We start from the raw sequence: 14893 nt of genomic DNA, 5'->3' as shown, positions 1-14893 counted from the left end.
ATAGGCGCAATGTGCTGAGCCACCGCTGAACGGACGGTTGTCCGCCATTCAGCGTTTTTTGGTCATTAGATCAGGTGGTTAGATCAGTCGGCGTAGGACGGATCCTTGCGGTCGAGGATCTTTTTCATCTCGGCGAAATGCGCGAAAGCCGAGTCGGCATAAAGGTCCCAATCGCGCGCCGTCTGTTCGGCGACCTTGTCGTTCATGACATTGAGCTTCTGGCCGCTCGCATAAGCGATCATCAGCGTCTGGCAGGCGCGCTCGAGATAATAGAGCTCGTCGAAGGCTTCGGCGACCGAACCGGCGGCGATCAGCACGCCGTGATTGCCCATCATCATCGTCTTGTTATTGCCGAGGAGGCTCGCGAGGCGGTTACCCTCGGCGTCCGAATTGGCCATGCCCTCATAGCCCAGATCATAGGCGATGCGGTTATAGAAGCGCGCCGTGTTCTGATCGATCGGCTTGACCTCAGGATCGGCGAGGCCGGCGAGCGCCGTCGCATAGGTCGGGTGGACATGCAGCACGCAGCGCGCCGACGGAACCAGAGCGTGCATGCGGCCATGGATGCACCACGCCGTCTCGTCGGGCGCATCGGGGCGCTTCATCGCCTCCTTGTCGTCGGCATCGAGGAGCAGGAGATCGGACGCCTTGATGCCGGAGAAATGCCGCCATTTCGGGTTCATCAGGAACTGCTTGCCGTCCGGCGACACGGCCAGGCTGAAATGATTGGCGACGCCCTCATGCCAGTTGAAATGCTCGGCGAGGCGGAAGGCCGCGGCCAGATCGATGCGCAGCTGCTGTTCTTCCGACGTCTTGGTCTTGAGCTTGGTCACCGAAGTCATAGCATTCTCCCGAATTGTCAGTTGTGCCTATGCTGTCTTTCGCGATGGAAAATGTAAAGGCCGGAACCGATGATCAAGGCGGCACCCAGCCATGTCCAGTATTCAGGCCATTCGGCGAAAAACAGCCAGCCGAACAGAGCGGCCCAGATCAGCGATGAATAGGAAAACGGGGCGACGACCGAGGCGGGCGCCTGGCGGAAGGCCCGGATGAGAAAGAGATGGCCGATACCGCCGAGAAGTCCGGTGCCGATGAGGAGCAGCCAATCGGTCGCTTCCGGCCATTGCCAGTGCCAAGGCACGAAGACCGTGGTAACGAGCGCGCCGATCACCGAGGTGTAGAACATCGAGGTCAGGGGCTCGTCGAAGAGGCGCACCTTGCGGGTGGTGATCTGATAGCTGGCATTGAGCAAGGCGGCGATCAGCAGGAACAGGGCGCCGCTGATGAACAGACCGGCATGGCTTTCCCAAGGACGGACCACGATAAGCGCGCCGACAAAGCCGACGAGCACGCCGAACCAGCGCCGCGGCCCCACATGTTCTTTGAGCAGCGGAACCGACAGCACGGTGACCAGGATGGGGGCGAGGAACATGATGGTCGTCGCCGTCGCCAGGGGCACGATGCGTATGCCGGCATTGAACAGAGCGGTGGTCAAGGCAAGGAGCAGCGAGCGCGTCAGCTGCATGGTCGGTGCCTTGGTCTTCACCACCTTGGGCAGGTTCTTGCCCGCCGCCAAAGCGGCGACGATGGTGGCGAAAAAGAAGCGCGCCCAGGTGACCTGGACCAGCGAATAGGTCTCGAGCAGGTGTTTGACCAGCGTGTCGAGCGAGGTGAAGCACAGCACCGTGACGAGCATCCAGAGGATACCCACGGCGTGATTGTCCCGATGACCGGCTGTCTCTCCCGCAACGCTCATTGGGCGAGCTATAGGGAGGGAGCAGGCGCAAGCCAATGAACAATCCGGATGGCCCCGGATGCAGCCCGCGCATGGCCCGAATCTAGAGCGCTTCCCGCCAAAGTTGCTCGACTTTAGCGATAAGGAAGCGCTCCAGATTATATGTTTTCGAGCCCTTTTACCCGTCTTGATCGAATCGTTCCGATTCGATCAAGACGGGTAGGGCTCTAGAGCGAAAATGCCACTTTCGCCTTGTCCGCCGCGTCGGCGAGCTCGCGGTGGAGACCTTCGGCCAACGGAATACCCTTGGCCTCGCGGTCGATCCGCTTCGCCCATTCGGGTCCGCCCGCCGGCATGATTCCAGGTTCTGCCTTGAAGCCGTCGAGATAGCCCGCATGGCGCTCGTTGAAGACAGCCAGGGGAACGAAGGTCGACGGATCGATCGCCATGACGAAATGGCCGACCTTGGTGTCGGCGAGCACGACGCCTTCCTGCTCGATGGAGAGCCGCATGCCGGTAAGCATGGCGCCCAGGACTTCGGCCAGGCCGGCGAGCGCCGCGCCCTTGTAGCCGAAGCCCGAACCGCCGACGGGGCCTAAGCAGACCGCCATATTGGGATCCAGGGTGTACTGCCCTTCGGCGTCGAGCGCCGCATCAGGAGGCAGCTCGAGCCCTTCGGTGCGGTAGCGCATCACCTTGTTCCAGGGGATGGAACTCGTCGCCATGTCGAGGAAATAGGGATCACGGCTCTCGAGGGGCGCCGCCATGGCGATCGGGCTCGTGCCGTGAATAGGCTTCTTGCCGCCATAAGGCACGACGAAGGCGCCTGAATTGCAGGTGACGAAGCCGATGAAGCCGGCATTCGCGGCGGCGAGCGCATAGGCGCCGGCGGCGCCGAAATGGGTCGAGTTGATCACCACGCCCATGCCGATGCCGGTGTCGCGCGCAATGGCGCAGGCCTCGTCCATGGCCCGATAGGTGGGGAGATGGCCGAGGCCGTCATCGGCGTCGACCAGCACGGCGCTGCGGCGCGGATGCGACACGGTGATCTTGGGCTTCGGATTGCAGATGCCGTCCCTCAGGCAATCGGCATAGAAGGGCAGGAGCCTGATGCCATGGCTGTCGACGCCCAGAAGCGAGGCGTGCAGCATGGCGCCGGTCGTTGCCTCGGCCGAATCCGGATCGGCGCCGGCCGAGGTCAAAACCGCATAGGATAAGGCCGCCAGTTCTTGGGCGGAGGCACGTCGTTCCGTCATCGTTGCCGTCAGCTCTTGCGCAAGCGGGCGAGGAATTCCGTCGTCGGCCAGGAATCGGCCGGTAGGCCGAGCTTGATCTGTACCGCCTTGACCGCGGCCCGGCTTGCGGCCCCCAGCTTGCCGTCGACCTTGCCGACGTCATAACCCATGCGGGTCAGGATCTTCTGCAATTCCATGATCTGGTTGTAGTCGAGAGCATCGACCGGACCATTGCCCTTGCTGACCGGCGGAGCGCCCGCGAGACGGGTGCCGAAATAGGCGGCCGTCGTCGAGTAGATGAGCGACTCGTTCCACTTCAGATAGACCTTGGTGAAATTCGGATAGGCGAGGAAAGCCGGACCGTGACGGCCCATGGGCAGGAGCAGCGAGGCTCCTGCCTTGTCTGCCTTCAGGCTCTTCCCGGATACCAGTTTTACTCCCCATTTGGCCCATTGCGACCGCGGATGCTGGATGGCGATATCGGCCTGATCCCATGGCATGTCCTCGGGAACGCTCACTTCCTGCAGCCAGGGCTGGTTGGCTTGCCAGCCGTGATTGACGAGAAGGCTGCCGGTCGACATCAGAATGTCGGGAATGCTGCGCTTGAGGTCCACACGGCCGTCGCCATCGGCGTCGACGGCGCTCTCGAGAAAATCGGCGGGGAGGAACTGCACCTGGCCGATCTCGCCGGCCCAGGCGCCGACCATATCCTCTTCGGTCATATCGCCGCGATCCAGAATCTGGAGGGCGGCAAAGACCTGCGGGCGGAATTTCTCAGGCCGCCGGCAATCGAAGGCGAGCGTCGCGAGCGAGCGGATGGTATGGAAATCACCCATATAACCGCCGAAATCGGTTTCGAGGCCCCAGAAGGCGGTAATCACCGAGGGCGGCACGCCGTAGCGCTGCTCCACTTGCTTGAAGATCGCCGCATGCTGCTTGATGAGCGCGGCGCCCTTGTTCATGCGACCGCCGGAAATCAGGCGCGCCTGGAATTCGAGGAAAGTGAGGGAGAAGACGCTCTGCGAGCGGTCCCGCTTGATGACCGCGGGATCATAGGTGAGGCCGTCTAGGCCGGCGAGCCCGCGCCGCGAAATGCCCATCCCGGCGGCTTCCTTCTTGACCCCCGAAAGCCAGCTCGGGAATTTGGAAGGGGAGGTGGGCTGGCAGTCGGCGGCCGAGGCGGCAGTGGACGTGGCCAACACAAGCAAGGCGGACAGGCAGAGGGGGACAAGCTTCACCGTCGAAACTCCGTGGCTGATTTGATCTGACACTTACCGGCTAAGCTCTGATTCAGCAATGTGGCGCGCCGGTGACGCCCAGGAAAGAGTCTCGACCTGGCGCCGACCGTGGATTAGCGTCGGCGTCGAATCTGCCGGGGGCATCCTGTGAAGAAGACGCTAATCACCATTGTCGCGACCGTTGTCGCCACCGTCGCCGTTCTCGCTTTGATGGCGTATACCTACTTCCACATCGAAAACCAGGCGGAGCAGCGATTTGCGGAGCTCCACCGCAACGTGTTCACCAAGCTGGACGCCCAGGACCCCGTCGCTGCCGAACAGCTTCTGCTTGCCGCGGTCGCGGACGAGGCATTCTCCGCGCCGGAATATCAGTTCGGTCTGAACGGAATGCTGGCCGGTCTGAATAGCGAGTACAAGAAGGATGCGGCGGCGGCCGAACGTTATACGATGGCCGCGCTCGCTGTGGATGCGAGCTCGTTCCCGCCGCTGCTCAAGTCGAACCGGGTGCATGTCATCGTCGAATTGGCCGCAACATTGGATTCCAGTGGGCGGTATGGAGAAGCCATCACGTATTTTCATGAAGCGGCCAGCCTCGCCAGGGAGATCAATCCGGCGCTCGAATCCCAGATCATCATGTCCTTGGGCATTGCCTATGTTCACGACGGGGATTTCGATCGCGGAGAATATTATCTCGAGGAGACCCGCAAACGGGCAGAGGCGCAGTCGCCGGCCGATCCGTATATGAAGGCTCTCGCCTATAACAATCTGGCTTGGATGTATCTGCGCGGCAAACAGTATGGCAAAGCGCTGCCCCCGGCGCAGGAAGGGCTACGTATCGCCGAGGTACTGGGCGACAAGGGCGTGTTGTCGACCATCAACGACACCCAGGCGCAGATCCTCCTCGCCATGAAGCGTTTCGACGAGGCGTTGAGTTTTTCCGAAAAGAGCCTGTCGGGACCGGCCGGGTCAGACTACGTCTCGGCGGTCCAGTACCGCACGCACGCCACTATCCTGGCCTCGCTCGACCGCAAGGCCGACAGCTGTAAGAGCCTTGCCAAGGCGCAAGAGTTCTATGCCAAAGCCCGAAATGAGAAGGAACGCTCGGCGACGCAGCAGGAAGCCGCCGCCTTGGCCTGCTAGGCCGTTTGCCCTCCGCCAAAGAAAAAGGCCCCGCAGGGCCTTAGTTCCATGGAGGAGTGATGAGTCGGATTACGCCTCAAAGTTCCTTGTTGCACCAGTGATACGCTAGGTAAGGGTGGTCGAATTGTCGTTACTGTTGCTCATATGTCACAGACGGATGCAATTCCATTAAAATGCAATTGATCGACGAGCAATAACGCCAAACGAAAACAGCGGGCAAGTGCCCGCTGTTTGCTTAGGCTCGCGATTTCCGAGCCGTATCAGTAATAACCGACGCGGCGGACATCGGAGACGTAGCCGCGCCTGGAGTCGACGTAAATGATGTAGCTCTTGCCGTTGCGCCGGCCGAAATAGCTGTAAGTGCCGCCGCTGCAGTCACGGGCGCGAATGCGGAAGTAACCGTAATCCTCGGCGATCCGCGCGCCGCGCCGGCAGCTGATCCGTTTCTTGCCACCGATATTGATATCGATATTGACACCGGCCTTTGCGGGGACCGTCGCCACCGGCATCATCATCAGACCGACCGAAAGTCCGGCCGCCGCCACCATCATCTTGATCATCCGTCTCTCCTCCAAGGGCTGATTTGCCCCTCCTTTTTGGAATATTTTCCATCCCCGGCCCGCTGTCAATCGGGCAAGCCCCGACACTGTTAACCGGGCCTGGACGGGTTGCGCTTGACATCGGGAGCGGCGCCCCCAACTATGAGCCATGCAAAAAATGCAGCGAAATACGACTCATCTTCATTATGGGGCCTGCCCCATCGCGGGAACGTAACCCCCGGCTCGGCCCCCTGGCACCTCCGAGTCGTGGGGCAGGGCTTGAGTCTTTTCCGCTCGCTCGTCGCTAAGGCGCCGCCAACCTCTCATTTCCCTCATAAATTGCAGGACTCCCGCACCGTAACCGGGCGGAAGCGTAATAGGCCTATTTGACATGACCGACATCACCACAGCCCGCCAGAAGCCCGAAATCAGCATCTCGACGAGCGACCATGCCCGGCTGAGCATGCTCGCCGATGCCATCGCTGAGCGCGACGCGGCGCTGGCCGACGACCTCGCCGGCGAGCTCGAGCGGGCGCGCGTCGTCGCCGACGACAAGATCGCCCAAGGCGTCATCCGCATGGGATCGCGCCTGCGTTTCAAAGACGAGAAGGGGCTCGAGCGCACCGTTTCCCTGGTCTTCCCGCCTGAGGCCGATATCGCGAAAGGCAAGATGTCGATCCTGACGCCGGTCGGAACGGCGCTCATCGGGCTGTCGCCCGGACAGTCGATCCTGTGGACGGCGCGGAACGGCCAGCGGCATGAGTTGACCGTCCTCGAGGTCGACGCTCCCGAAAGCGCCTGAACCTAAGACAAGGAAGAGCAAATGATCAGGTTCGACGGGCAGGTGGCCCTCATCACCGGCGCCGGCCGGGGCATCGGCTTCGCATATGCGAAGCTTCTGGCTGAACGCGGCGCCGTGGTCGTCGTCCACGATGTCGGTGCCGGATCCGACGGCCAGGGCCATGATCCGGCCGTCGCGCATGCCGCGGCGGCGGGACTACAGGCCATCGGCGGCAAGGCCTTCGGCGAAAGCGGCAGTATCGAGACGCGGGACGAGTGCCATGCGCTCGTCGCGCGCGTGCTGGAGAAACATGGCCGTCTCGATGTGCTGATCCATAATGCCGGCTGGGTCGGCTATCAGCGCATCGAGGAGCTCGACGAGGCGTTCCTCGACCGGATGCTGGCGCTCGGTGTCAAGTCGCCGTTGTGGTTAGCCCAGGCAGCCTGGCCGGCGATGAAGGCGCGGAACTATGGGCGTATCCTTTTGACGACGTCAGACCGTGCGCTCTATCCACAATATGTGCAGCCTGGCCTTGCCGCTTATGCGGCGGCGAAGATCGGCGCCGTCGGCATCGTCAATGTGCTGGCCGATGAGGGCGCGCCGCACGGCATCATCGTCAACGCGATCTCGCCGGTGGCCAAGACGCGGATGTGGGGCATCGCCGAGGAGCCCGACGAGCTCAAACCCGGCGAGATCGCGCCCGGTGCAATCTATCTCGTCTCCCAGGAGTGTTCGGAGGCTGGGTGGATTCTGCGCGCCAGCAACGGGCAGTTTCACGCGACACGCCTCAGTGAAGCCGATGGTGTCGCCTATCCGCGCGATCTGAAAGCGGTCCGCGCGGCTAGCCCGGAGGAGGTGGCGGCGTCCTGGCGCCGAATCGCGGTGCCGGCTGTGGAGTCGCGTGGCGTAAAGGTGCCTTAAATCGACCGCAGACCGCCGTGAGAGAGTTCGCAGGGACGGTTCAGCTCGCTCATTTCCGGGGACCTATGCGTATCATTTGCGACACGAAGCTTCTTTCTGCGGCGGTCATCGGCCTCACGCTGATCGCCGTCCCGTCAATCGCGCGATCGGCGCCCGCGACGGAAGAGGGGCGGGCTTATACGCTCGAGGGCACGCAGGTCTGGTCGGTGCCCGATCCGCGATCGGGTCGCCTCTATGAGGTCTTTGTGAGCCTTCCGGCGAGTTATGCGCACGAGCCGGAGCGCCGTTATCCCGTTCTCTATGTCGCCGACGCCGATTACGGTTTCCCGCTCATCCGCAGCATCACCCGGCGCATCAATCTCGACGGGCCGGTGACCGAGGAGTTCATCCTGGTCGGCCTGTCCTATGCCAAAGGCGAGGACGGCATGACCAGCCGGCGGCGCGATTACACGCCGACGATCCGCGGTGGCGAGGGGGCGCCCAAGAAGGCAGTGCACGGGCAGGGCGCTCAGTATCAGCGCTATCTGCGCGATCAGGTGCTGCCTTTCGTCGAGCGTAAATTCCGGGCCGATCCCGGCCGCCGTGTCTTCATGGGCCATTCCTATGGCGGCCTGCTCGGCGCGCAGATCCTGCTCTCCGAGCCGCAGCTCTTCCGAGACTACATCCTCGGCAGCCCGTCCTTCTGGTACGACAATCACGTGATGTGGAAAATCGAAGCGGACTATGCCAAGGCGCATCGCGACCTTGCCGCCAATGTCTTCCTCTATGTCGGCGCCTTCGAGGGCGTTCATCCGAATGACCGGCGCTTCAATCGCAACCGTGACATGGTGAAGGATCTCCAGCTGTTCGAGCGACGCGTGATGAAACGCGGCTATCCCGGTCTGCGCGTGAAGTCCGAAGTGCTGGCCGGAGAAAATCATCTGACCGTATTTCCTTCGGGGTTCACGCGCGGCCTGGTCCACACACTGCCCGCGCAGCCTTGATGGCGTATCGGCCTATTTGCTAGGGAGGTGATCCCGGCACAGGATCATCTCCCCCAATGGGCAAGCGTCTCAGACTCCTGATCGTCGGCGGCTATGGCAGCTTCGGCGGCCGGATCGTCGAGCTTCTGGAGGACGAAGCGCGCCTCACGATCATCGTCGCGGGGCGTTCGCTGAAACACGCCGAGGACTACTGCGCGGGGCGAAAGTCACTTCAAGCCGAGCTCGTTCCGGCGGTGTTCGATCGTGACGGCGAACTGGCACAACAGCTGGCGCGGCTCGAGCCGGACGTCGTCGTCGATGCGAGCGGTCCCTTCCAGGCCTATGGCGCGGGGCAATATCGTCTCGTCGAGGCGGCGATCGTGCAAGGCGCGCATTATCTCGATCTGGCCGACAGCGCCGATTTCGTCATGGGCATTTCGGCCTTTGATCAGCGGGCCAGGACGGCAGGACTCTGTGTCCTCTCCGGCGCGTCGAGCTTTCCAGCGCTTTCCGCGGCGGCGGTGCGCCACCTCATCAGTGGTATGACGCATATCGACTCCATCCGCGGTGGTCTCGCGCCCTCACCTTTTGCGGATCTGGGCTTGAATGTGATGCGGGCCATTGCCTCTTATGCCGGAAAGCCGATTGTCCTGCGGCGAGACGGCGCTCATGCGACCGGTTATCCGGCCACGGAGCAAATACGCTTCACCATCGCGCCACCGGGTGGCGTGCCGCTGTGCAGCCGGCTGTTTTCGCTCGTCGAAGTGCCGGATCTGAGAGCGCTGGCTGAGCTCTGGCCCGAGGCCCGCGACATCTGGATCGGCGCCGCTCCCGTGCCGGAGGTGTTCCACCGGCTGTTCATCGGCGCGGCCTGGCTGGTCCGTTTGCGCGTGCTGCGCAGTCTTATCGCCCTGGCGCCGCTGATCCATGGCGTGACGCGGACTTTGCGCTGGGGCGAACATCGGAGCGGCATGTTCATGGAAGTGGCGGGCATGGATGAAAACAGCCGGCCCGTCACCCGTTCCTGGCACCTCGCTGCAGAAGGTGATGACGGACCTTATATCCCCGCAATGGCGGTCGCGGCCTATATCCACAAGATGCTGGAGGGACATACGCCTCTGACGGGAGCACGGGCGGCAACACGCGACCTCGAGCTTGCCGACTATGAACGCCTCTTCGCCGGCCGGTCGATCGCATGGGGCGTCAGGCATGAGCCGTTGCCCGACGGGGCGCCGCTCTATGAGCGCATCCTGGGTTCGGCATGGAAGGAATTGCCGGCGGAAATCCGCGCGATGCATCAGGTTGAGACGACGGCTCTGGCGGAAGGGCGCGCCGGCGTCGAGCGCGGGCAGGGCTTCCTGGCGCGCCTCGCCGGCGCCGTCATCGGCTTTCCCGCCGCGACCGCCGACACGCCGGTTCGGGTGCGTTTCGACGTCACGCATGGCGTCGAGACCTGGACGCGCAGTTTCGGCGCCGAGACTTTCCACAGCGCGCAGTTCGCCGGCACGGGCCAGGATGAGGTTTTGCTTTACGAGCGCTTCGGCCCTTTGACCTTCGCCATGGCGCTGGTGCTGAAGGACGGACGCCTGTCGCTCGTCCTGCGCCACTGGCGGGCCTTCGGCATTCCCATGCCGATGTTCCTGTGCCCGCGCTCGACAGCGCATGAGAGCGTGGAAGAGGGACGCTTCCACTTCCACGTGGAGATTGGTCATCCCCTGACGGGCCTTATCGTGCGTTATCGGGGCTGGCTGGTGCCCGTGGCGGTTACAGATCGAGGGCCTTGAGGGCCGCTGCGAAACTTGCATTGCGGTCCTGGCTCATCTCGACATATGCATAACCCAGCTGCTCGCATTCTGTCCGGAGCTGTTGGCTGCGCGCGACAATTTTGTGTCGTACCGTTTCATACTCGGCCGTTTCCGAATTCTCGAGCCAGTCCGGCGCATGGCGCAGGTCGTCCAGAGTGAGCGCGCTGTTGCCCAGGAAGACGGCGCGCATTTCGCTCAACTGCGGCGCGATCAGCTGGGCGAAGGTCGGCGTAATGACGTCGCCTTCGATGAGATAGGCGTCATTGCCGATATCGGCGCAGCACACGAAATGGGTGAGGAGACCGGTCATCGAGTTTGCCTTGTCGGCATGGAAGCCGTGACGAACGCCGAGCTGGGGGGCGCCGAGTTCGAGCATGCCGACAATCATGTCGGTCGAGCAATAGGGGATTCCGGCCTCTTCGAGAGCGATGAGAGCCAGAGTGCTTTTACCGACACGCGGCGGACCTCCGACGAGATAGATCATGGTTGCTCGAGCTTTCTTAGGGCTATATCGGCAGCTTAGTCTCGAATTTGACTTCGGAGATCGAAACCAAGGTGCGGTATTTGGCAATATTGGGATTGGCATAGAAGAGGCGCTGGGTCAGCCTCTCATAGGCGTCCATATCGGGGACGCGCACCACCAGGACGAAATCGGGATCACCGGTCACCAGCCAGCATTGGGTCACGGCCTCCTCGGCCGCCACGGCGCGCTTGAAACCCTCGACCACATCGAGGCGCTCACGCTCCAGCATGACTTCGACCAGGATGGTGAGATGGGTGCCGGCGACCGAGGGATCGAGGAGGGCCACATCGGCGCGGACGATACCCGCCTCGCGCAGCCGCCGCACTCTTCTCAGGCAGGCCGGCGGCGAGATGCCGACAGCCGCCGCCAGATCGAGATTGGTCTCGCGGTTGTCGGTCTGCAGCCGCCGCAGCAGGCGGCGGTCGACGTCGTCGAGTTTTATCATAGATTCCGCTTTGGTATCGAAAATCGGAATCTATGAAACACACGGTATGCCAGTTTGCAATCTACTCAAATCAGAGGGACGGTAAAAGGAAGGCATGAACATACCCTCGCAAGCAGACATCCTCGCCGCCGCCGAGCGGCTGGCCCCCCATCTCGGGCAGCCGACGCCCTTATTTCGCTCCGCCGCTTTGTCCGAGCTGCTGGTGGCCGATATCTGGCTCAAGGTCGAGACGACGGGGCCGATCGCATCCTTCAAATTGCGTGGCGCCCTCAATGCGCTGCTGACGGCTTCCAATAAACCCGTCGCCGCCGTTACCGCCTCGACCGGCAATCACGGCCAAGGGGTCGCCTATGCGGCGCGGCTTCTGGGGATGCCTGCAGATGTCTTCGTCCCGGAAGGCTGCGTCGCCGAGAAGCTCGCCGCGATCCGCCGGTTCGGCGGCAAGCTCCATATTGGCGGATCGGATATCGATGCCGCCAAGGACAGAGCGCGAAGCCATGCGGCCGAGAGGGGTGGCGAATTCGTGGATGACGGCGAAAGCGCGTCGCTTATTGCGGGAGCGGCGACCGCCGGGCTCGAGATCGGGCTGGCGCTCGACAGCGTCGATATCGTGCTGGTGCCGATGGGCAGCGGCTCGCTCGCCGGCGGCACCGGCCTTGGTGTGAAGATCCATCAGCCGAAGACACAAGTCTGGGCGGTGCAGTCGGACGGGGCGCCGGCGATGGTCGAGAGCTACCATGCGCGCCGTCCGGTCGAGCGCGACATCCGCACCGTCGGCGATTGCATCGTCTGCCGGGTGCCGGCCTTGCTGGCGCTCGCGACCTTGCTGCACTCGGTCGATGACGCCTTCCTGGTGCCGGAGGCGTCGCTCTTGCCGGCGCTGCATACGGCCGCGACGGCCGGACGTATATTGGTCGAGCCGGGGGCGGCGGCCGGGCTCGCCGGCGCCTGGCGGCGCCGCGACGAGATCAAGGGCAAACGCGTCGTGATCCTGCTCACCGGCGCCAATGGCGCGGCGAGCCTTCTGCGGCAAGCCATGCTAGGGCCGGATCTGCAAGCGTTCAGCGCTGGTTGAACGCCCGCAGAGCCGTTGCGATCACGTAGCCGAATGCACCGGCTCGGCCCTGCTGGTGAGACGGACCAGCATATAGCCCGAGACGAGGACTGCCGCCGCTCCCAGCCACTGTATGAGGGTGAGCCTCTCACCGAGGAACAGATAGGCCAGCCCGATGCCGAAGATCGGTATGACGTTGAAGTAGCCGCCGGCAATGGCGGCAGGGACGTCGCGGAGTGCCGCGATATAGAGACAATAGGCGGCCGCGTAATAAAGCAGTCCGGAAAGGGCTGCTGCAGCGAAGAGGTCCGGTGAAATGACCAGGAAATCCGTCGGTGTCCCGAACCTTGTGCCGGTGGACAGCAAAGCGAGCGCCCATGCGAGGCCGGCGCTTTGCTGGACGGCCACCGTGGTGATCGGATCGACCATCTCGCTCAGCTTCCGCGAAAACACCGTGTAGAAGGCGCAGCACAACACCGCTCCCAGAAGCAGCAGCGTTGCAATCGGATCTCCGCCCATGCCATCGAGCGCGCCGCCGATATTGGCGACGAGGGCGACACCAAACGCGCCGATCAACATGGTAAGCAACAACCGCCAGGTGATCGCTTCGCCGATAAGCAGCGCCGCCAGACCGAGGATCATCAGCGGTTCCGCCGCCCATAACATCGTGGCGACGCTCGCGCTTATGTTCATGAGTCCCATTAGGCTGAGCGTATAGGATATGCCGGGATTGAGGACGCCGAGCAGGATCAGCGGGAGCATCAGCGATCTGGGCGGCAGTGGCCGCTTGGTCGCCGTGACGATGATCCATAGAGCGATCGCGCTTGGCGCGAGCTGTAGGACGAGCAAGGTGATCGGCGAAATGGACGCCAGCAAAGCCTTGTTGAGAACGGTGGCGGCGCCCCAGAAGGCACAGGCCGTGATCAAGAGCAGGGCAGGCGGCAGGCGCGGTGAAGAACGAACCATGGGGGATCTCCAAGAAGGTAGGTCGCGATATCTGCGAAGGCGAATGTGACGAGCTCAATGCTCGGCGCAGGCGTCAGCGTCGCAGGAATCGTAACCGGGTTTTCTCGGAGGTCTGTTCATCGCTGTCTCACGCGCAGCATGGCGACTTGCTGGGTCCGCAGCAGGCCGATGCGGCCTCGTTCTGAGCGGTCAGCCAGCGATCGCGCGGCTTGCAGCTCGCGGGGCGCGGTGAAAGCTCGACGAAAATCTCGTCGTCTGACGCCACAGGGCCGTTGGCCTGATGAAGCTGCATCGGGCCGATGCCGTCGCTCACCTCGAAGGTGAGCCGTGCATTCATGTCGAGGGCGACATGGGTGGTCACCTTGCGGATGATGCCGGCGAATTTTCCGGCCGTCATCTGATCCGGCGCATCATCGACATCCCAGAGCTGGATGAATATCTCGGTCCAGGCCTCGGGATTGGCGCCGCAGTCGAGAGCGGCGAACTGTCCCGCCTTCACCTCGGTCACATGATAGCCGCGCCGTATTGTCTTGCCGTCATATCGAAACGTCAGGCGGCTGGCTGGACGTGCCGCCAGGCCGTCGAGCAAGTCACCGATTGTCAGATCATTCAGAGGAAGAGGCGCCAGGGACGCCATATTACCATTGCCAAAGCTCGCCATCTCATTTATCCATCATTTCGATATTCATAGGATTATTGAAATATGGATGAACGTCAAGCCCTAACCGTGTTTGCGGCCCTGTCGCAGGAAACAAGGCTTCGGATATTGCGCATGCTGGTCGTCGCCGGCCCTGAGGGCCTCGCTGCCGGTGCCATAGCCGAGAAAGTGGAAGTGAGCGCCTCGAATGTGTCCTTCCATCTGAAAGAGCTGGAACGCGCCGGCCTCGTTACGGCGCGGCGCGACGCGCGTTCGATCATCTACAGTGCAGAATATGACGTGTTGAGCGGCCTCATCCGCTTCCTGATGGAGGATTGCTGTTCGGGCCGTCCGGAAATCTGTGCGCCGGTCATTTCGGCCGCCACCTGCTGTACGCCGGTGAAAGGGGCCGCGCTGTGACGTACAATGTCCTGTTTCTGTGCACCGGCAATACCGCCCGCTCGATCCTGGCCGAAAGCATCTTGCGGAAGGAAGGCGCCGGACGGTTCAATGCCTTTTCGGCCGGAAGCCAGCCTAAAGGGCGGGTCAATCCCTTCGCCCTGAAGGTCCTGGCCGCCCTGGATTATCCGACCGACGGACTGCGCTCGAAGCCATGGGACGAGTTTGCGTCGCCGGGCGCCCCGGTCATGGATTTCGTTTTCACCGTTTGCGACAGCGCGGCCGGCGAGATGTGCCCGATCTGGCCGGGTCAGCCGATGACTGCCCATTGGGGCATCGAGGATCCCGCCGCGGTGGAGGGGAGCGATATCGAGAAGGAGCGCATCTTCTCGACGGCGGCCAGATATCTCAAGAACCGCATCATTGCCTTCTTGAACCTGCCCATGGAGTCGATCGACGGCATGGTGTTGCGTCGTCACTTGCAACGGATCGGTTCGGCTGAGGGAGCGACGT

16 protein-coding genes and 1 pseudogene are annotated in these 14893 nt (G+C 62.7%); 8 read left to right on the top strand and 9 right to left on the bottom strand.

Annotated features, from left to right (window positions below):
* Nucleotides 1-83: 83 nt before the first annotated feature.
* The 4 genes from JHL16_RS10685 to JHL16_RS10670 all read right to left on the bottom strand — a co-directional run bounded on the left by JHL16_RS10685 (nucleotide 84) and on the right by JHL16_RS10670 (nucleotide 4208).
* Nucleotides 84-842, bottom strand: coding sequence for a class II aldolase/adducin family protein (locus tag JHL16_RS10685; RefSeq protein ID WP_200184805.1), 759 nt, complete (start codon nucleotides 840-842; stop codon nucleotides 84-86).
* 17 nt (nucleotides 843-859) lie between these two features.
* Nucleotides 860-1711 carry an EamA family transporter gene (locus JHL16_RS10680; protein WP_200184804.1) on the bottom strand — a complete coding sequence of 284 codons (852 nt, stop codon included), beginning with the start codon at nucleotides 1709-1711 and terminating at the stop codon, nucleotides 860-862.
* 251 nt (nucleotides 1712-1962) lie between these two features.
* Nucleotides 1963-2991 carry an Ldh family oxidoreductase gene (locus JHL16_RS10675; protein ID WP_200184803.1) on the bottom strand — a complete coding sequence of 343 codons (1029 nt, stop codon included), beginning with the start codon at nucleotides 2989-2991 and terminating at the stop codon, nucleotides 1963-1965.
* Between the two features lie 8 nt (nucleotides 2992-2999).
* Complete coding sequence (locus tag JHL16_RS10670; protein ID WP_200184802.1) at nucleotides 3000-4208, bottom strand: lytic murein transglycosylase; 1209 nt, start codon at nucleotides 4206-4208, stop codon at nucleotides 3000-3002.
* Nucleotides 4209-4355: 147 nt separating this feature from the next.
* Here JHL16_RS10670 and JHL16_RS35415 point away from each other — a divergent pair, with 147 nt between their 5' ends.
* Nucleotides 4356-5348: a tetratricopeptide repeat protein gene (locus JHL16_RS35415; protein WP_200184801.1), complete on the top strand. Its 993-nt coding sequence runs from the start codon at nucleotides 4356-4358 to the stop codon at nucleotides 5346-5348.
* A gap of 260 nt (nucleotides 5349-5608) precedes the next feature.
* Here the strand turns inward: JHL16_RS35415 and JHL16_RS10660 are convergent, their stop codons facing one another.
* Entirely contained in the window at nucleotides 5609-5908 is a 300-nt protein-coding gene (locus JHL16_RS10660) for a hypothetical protein (protein ID WP_200184800.1), read from the bottom strand.
* 370 nt (nucleotides 5909-6278) lie between these two features.
* On the opposite strand from JHL16_RS10660, the gene rnk reads away from it, so the two are divergent.
* The 4 genes from rnk (at nucleotide 6279) to JHL16_RS10640 (ending at nucleotide 10335) form a co-directional block, all read left to right on the top strand.
* Nucleotides 6279-6689: a nucleoside diphosphate kinase regulator gene (rnk, locus tag JHL16_RS10655; protein WP_200184799.1), complete on the top strand. Its 411-nt coding sequence runs from the start codon at nucleotides 6279-6281 to the stop codon at nucleotides 6687-6689.
* A gap of 21 nt (nucleotides 6690-6710) precedes the next feature.
* A complete protein-coding gene (locus JHL16_RS10650) occupies nucleotides 6711-7589 on the top strand; it encodes an SDR family NAD(P)-dependent oxidoreductase (RefSeq protein ID WP_200184798.1) in 879 nt (292 codons plus the stop codon).
* Nucleotides 7590-7654: 65 nt separating this feature from the next.
* Nucleotides 7655-8572: an alpha/beta hydrolase gene (locus JHL16_RS10645; protein WP_200184797.1), complete on the top strand. Its 918-nt coding sequence runs from the start codon at nucleotides 7655-7657 to the stop codon at nucleotides 8570-8572.
* A 56-nt stretch (nucleotides 8573-8628) separates the two neighbouring features.
* Nucleotides 8629-10335 carry a saccharopine dehydrogenase family protein gene (locus tag JHL16_RS10640; protein WP_200184796.1) on the top strand — a complete coding sequence of 569 codons (1707 nt, stop codon included), beginning with the start codon at nucleotides 8629-8631 and terminating at the stop codon, nucleotides 10333-10335.
* Here the strand turns inward: JHL16_RS10640 and JHL16_RS10635 are convergent.
* Both JHL16_RS10635 and JHL16_RS10630 read right to left on the bottom strand, forming a co-directional pair.
* Nucleotides 10316-10840, bottom strand: coding sequence for a hypothetical protein (locus tag JHL16_RS10635; RefSeq protein WP_200184795.1), 525 nt, complete (start codon nucleotides 10838-10840; stop codon nucleotides 10316-10318). The genes JHL16_RS10640 and JHL16_RS10635 overlap by 20 nt on opposite strands.
* A 22-nt stretch (nucleotides 10841-10862) precedes the next feature.
* Nucleotides 10863-11324 (bottom strand): Lrp/AsnC family transcriptional regulator, encoded by a 462-nt coding sequence (locus JHL16_RS10630; protein ID WP_200184794.1) that lies wholly within the window; start codon nucleotides 11322-11324, stop codon nucleotides 10863-10865.
* 94 nt (nucleotides 11325-11418) lie between these two features.
* Between JHL16_RS10630 and JHL16_RS10625 the strand changes: the two genes are divergently transcribed.
* Entirely contained in the window at nucleotides 11419-12399 is a 981-nt protein-coding gene (locus JHL16_RS10625; protein ID WP_200184793.1) for a threonine ammonia-lyase, read from the top strand.
* Between the two features lie 21 nt (nucleotides 12400-12420).
* On the opposite strand, the gene JHL16_RS10620 is transcribed toward JHL16_RS10625, so the two are convergent.
* Nucleotides 12421-13344, bottom strand: coding sequence for a DMT family transporter (locus JHL16_RS10620; protein ID WP_200184792.1), 924 nt, complete (start codon nucleotides 13342-13344; stop codon nucleotides 12421-12423).
* Nucleotides 13345-13471: 127 nt separating this feature from the next.
* Nucleotides 13472-14005 (bottom strand): DUF6428 family protein, encoded by a 534-nt coding sequence (locus JHL16_RS10615; protein ID WP_246770853.1) that lies wholly within the window; start codon nucleotides 14003-14005, stop codon nucleotides 13472-13474.
* Nucleotides 14006-14047: 42 nt separating this feature from the next.
* Between JHL16_RS10615 and JHL16_RS10610 the strand changes: the two genes are divergently transcribed.
* Nucleotides 14048-14401 carry an ArsR/SmtB family transcription factor gene (locus JHL16_RS10610; RefSeq protein WP_200184791.1) on the top strand — a complete coding sequence of 118 codons (354 nt, stop codon included), beginning with the start codon at nucleotides 14048-14050 and terminating at the stop codon, nucleotides 14399-14401.
* A pseudogene (locus tag JHL16_RS34935) lies at nucleotides 14398-14892 on the top strand (arsenate reductase ArsC); the annotation flags it as partial. The gene JHL16_RS10610 and the pseudogene JHL16_RS34935, both read left to right, overlap by 4 nt.
* Nucleotide 14893: the final 1 nt, after the last annotated feature.

Origin of the sequence: Taklimakanibacter albus (genome assembly GCF_016595235.1) — a bacterium.
Taxonomy (GTDB): domain Bacteria; phylum Pseudomonadota; class Alphaproteobacteria; order Rhizobiales; family Aestuariivirgaceae; genus Taklimakanibacter; species Taklimakanibacter albus.
Note: the sequence above shows the minus strand (reverse complement) of the source record. Positions and strands in the feature narration are given on the sequence as shown.

What these genes read in the sequence shown, in the direction of transcription:
- rnk (WP_200184799.1), top strand. Translation starts at nt 6,279, where the DNA reads ATGACCGACATCACCACAGCCCGCCAGAAGCCCGAAATCAGCATCTCG.
- JHL16_RS10635 (WP_200184795.1), bottom strand. Translation starts at nt 10,840, where the DNA reads ATGATCTATCTCGTCGGAGGTCCGCCGCGTGTCGGTAAAAGCACTCTG.
- JHL16_RS10615 (WP_246770853.1), bottom strand. Translation starts at nt 14,005, where the DNA reads ATGGCGAGCTTTGGCAATGGTAATATGGCGTCCCTGGCGCCTCTTCCT.
- JHL16_RS10685 (WP_200184805.1), bottom strand. Translation starts at nt 842, where the DNA reads ATGACTTCGGTGACCAAGCTCAAGACCAAGACGTCGGAAGAACAGCAG.
- JHL16_RS10620 (WP_200184792.1), bottom strand. Translation starts at nt 13,344, where the DNA reads ATGGTTCGTTCTTCACCGCGCCTGCCGCCTGCCCTGCTCTTGATCACG.
- JHL16_RS10625 (WP_200184793.1), top strand. Translation starts at nt 11,419, where the DNA reads ATGAACATACCCTCGCAAGCAGACATCCTCGCCGCCGCCGAGCGGCTG.
- JHL16_RS10640 (WP_200184796.1), top strand. Translation starts at nt 8,629, where the DNA reads ATGGGCAAGCGTCTCAGACTCCTGATCGTCGGCGGCTATGGCAGCTTC.
- JHL16_RS10645 (WP_200184797.1), top strand. Translation starts at nt 7,655, where the DNA reads ATGCGTATCATTTGCGACACGAAGCTTCTTTCTGCGGCGGTCATCGGC.
- JHL16_RS10675 (WP_200184803.1), bottom strand. Translation starts at nt 2,991, where the DNA reads ATGACGGAACGACGTGCCTCCGCCCAAGAACTGGCGGCCTTATCCTAT.
- JHL16_RS10630 (WP_200184794.1), bottom strand. Translation starts at nt 11,324, where the DNA reads ATGATAAAACTCGACGACGTCGACCGCCGCCTGCTGCGGCGGCTGCAG.
- JHL16_RS10650 (WP_200184798.1), top strand. Translation starts at nt 6,711, where the DNA reads ATGATCAGGTTCGACGGGCAGGTGGCCCTCATCACCGGCGCCGGCCGG.
- JHL16_RS10610 (WP_200184791.1), top strand. Translation starts at nt 14,048, where the DNA reads ATGGATGAACGTCAAGCCCTAACCGTGTTTGCGGCCCTGTCGCAGGAA.
- JHL16_RS10660 (WP_200184800.1), bottom strand. Translation starts at nt 5,908, where the DNA reads ATGATCAAGATGATGGTGGCGGCGGCCGGACTTTCGGTCGGTCTGATG.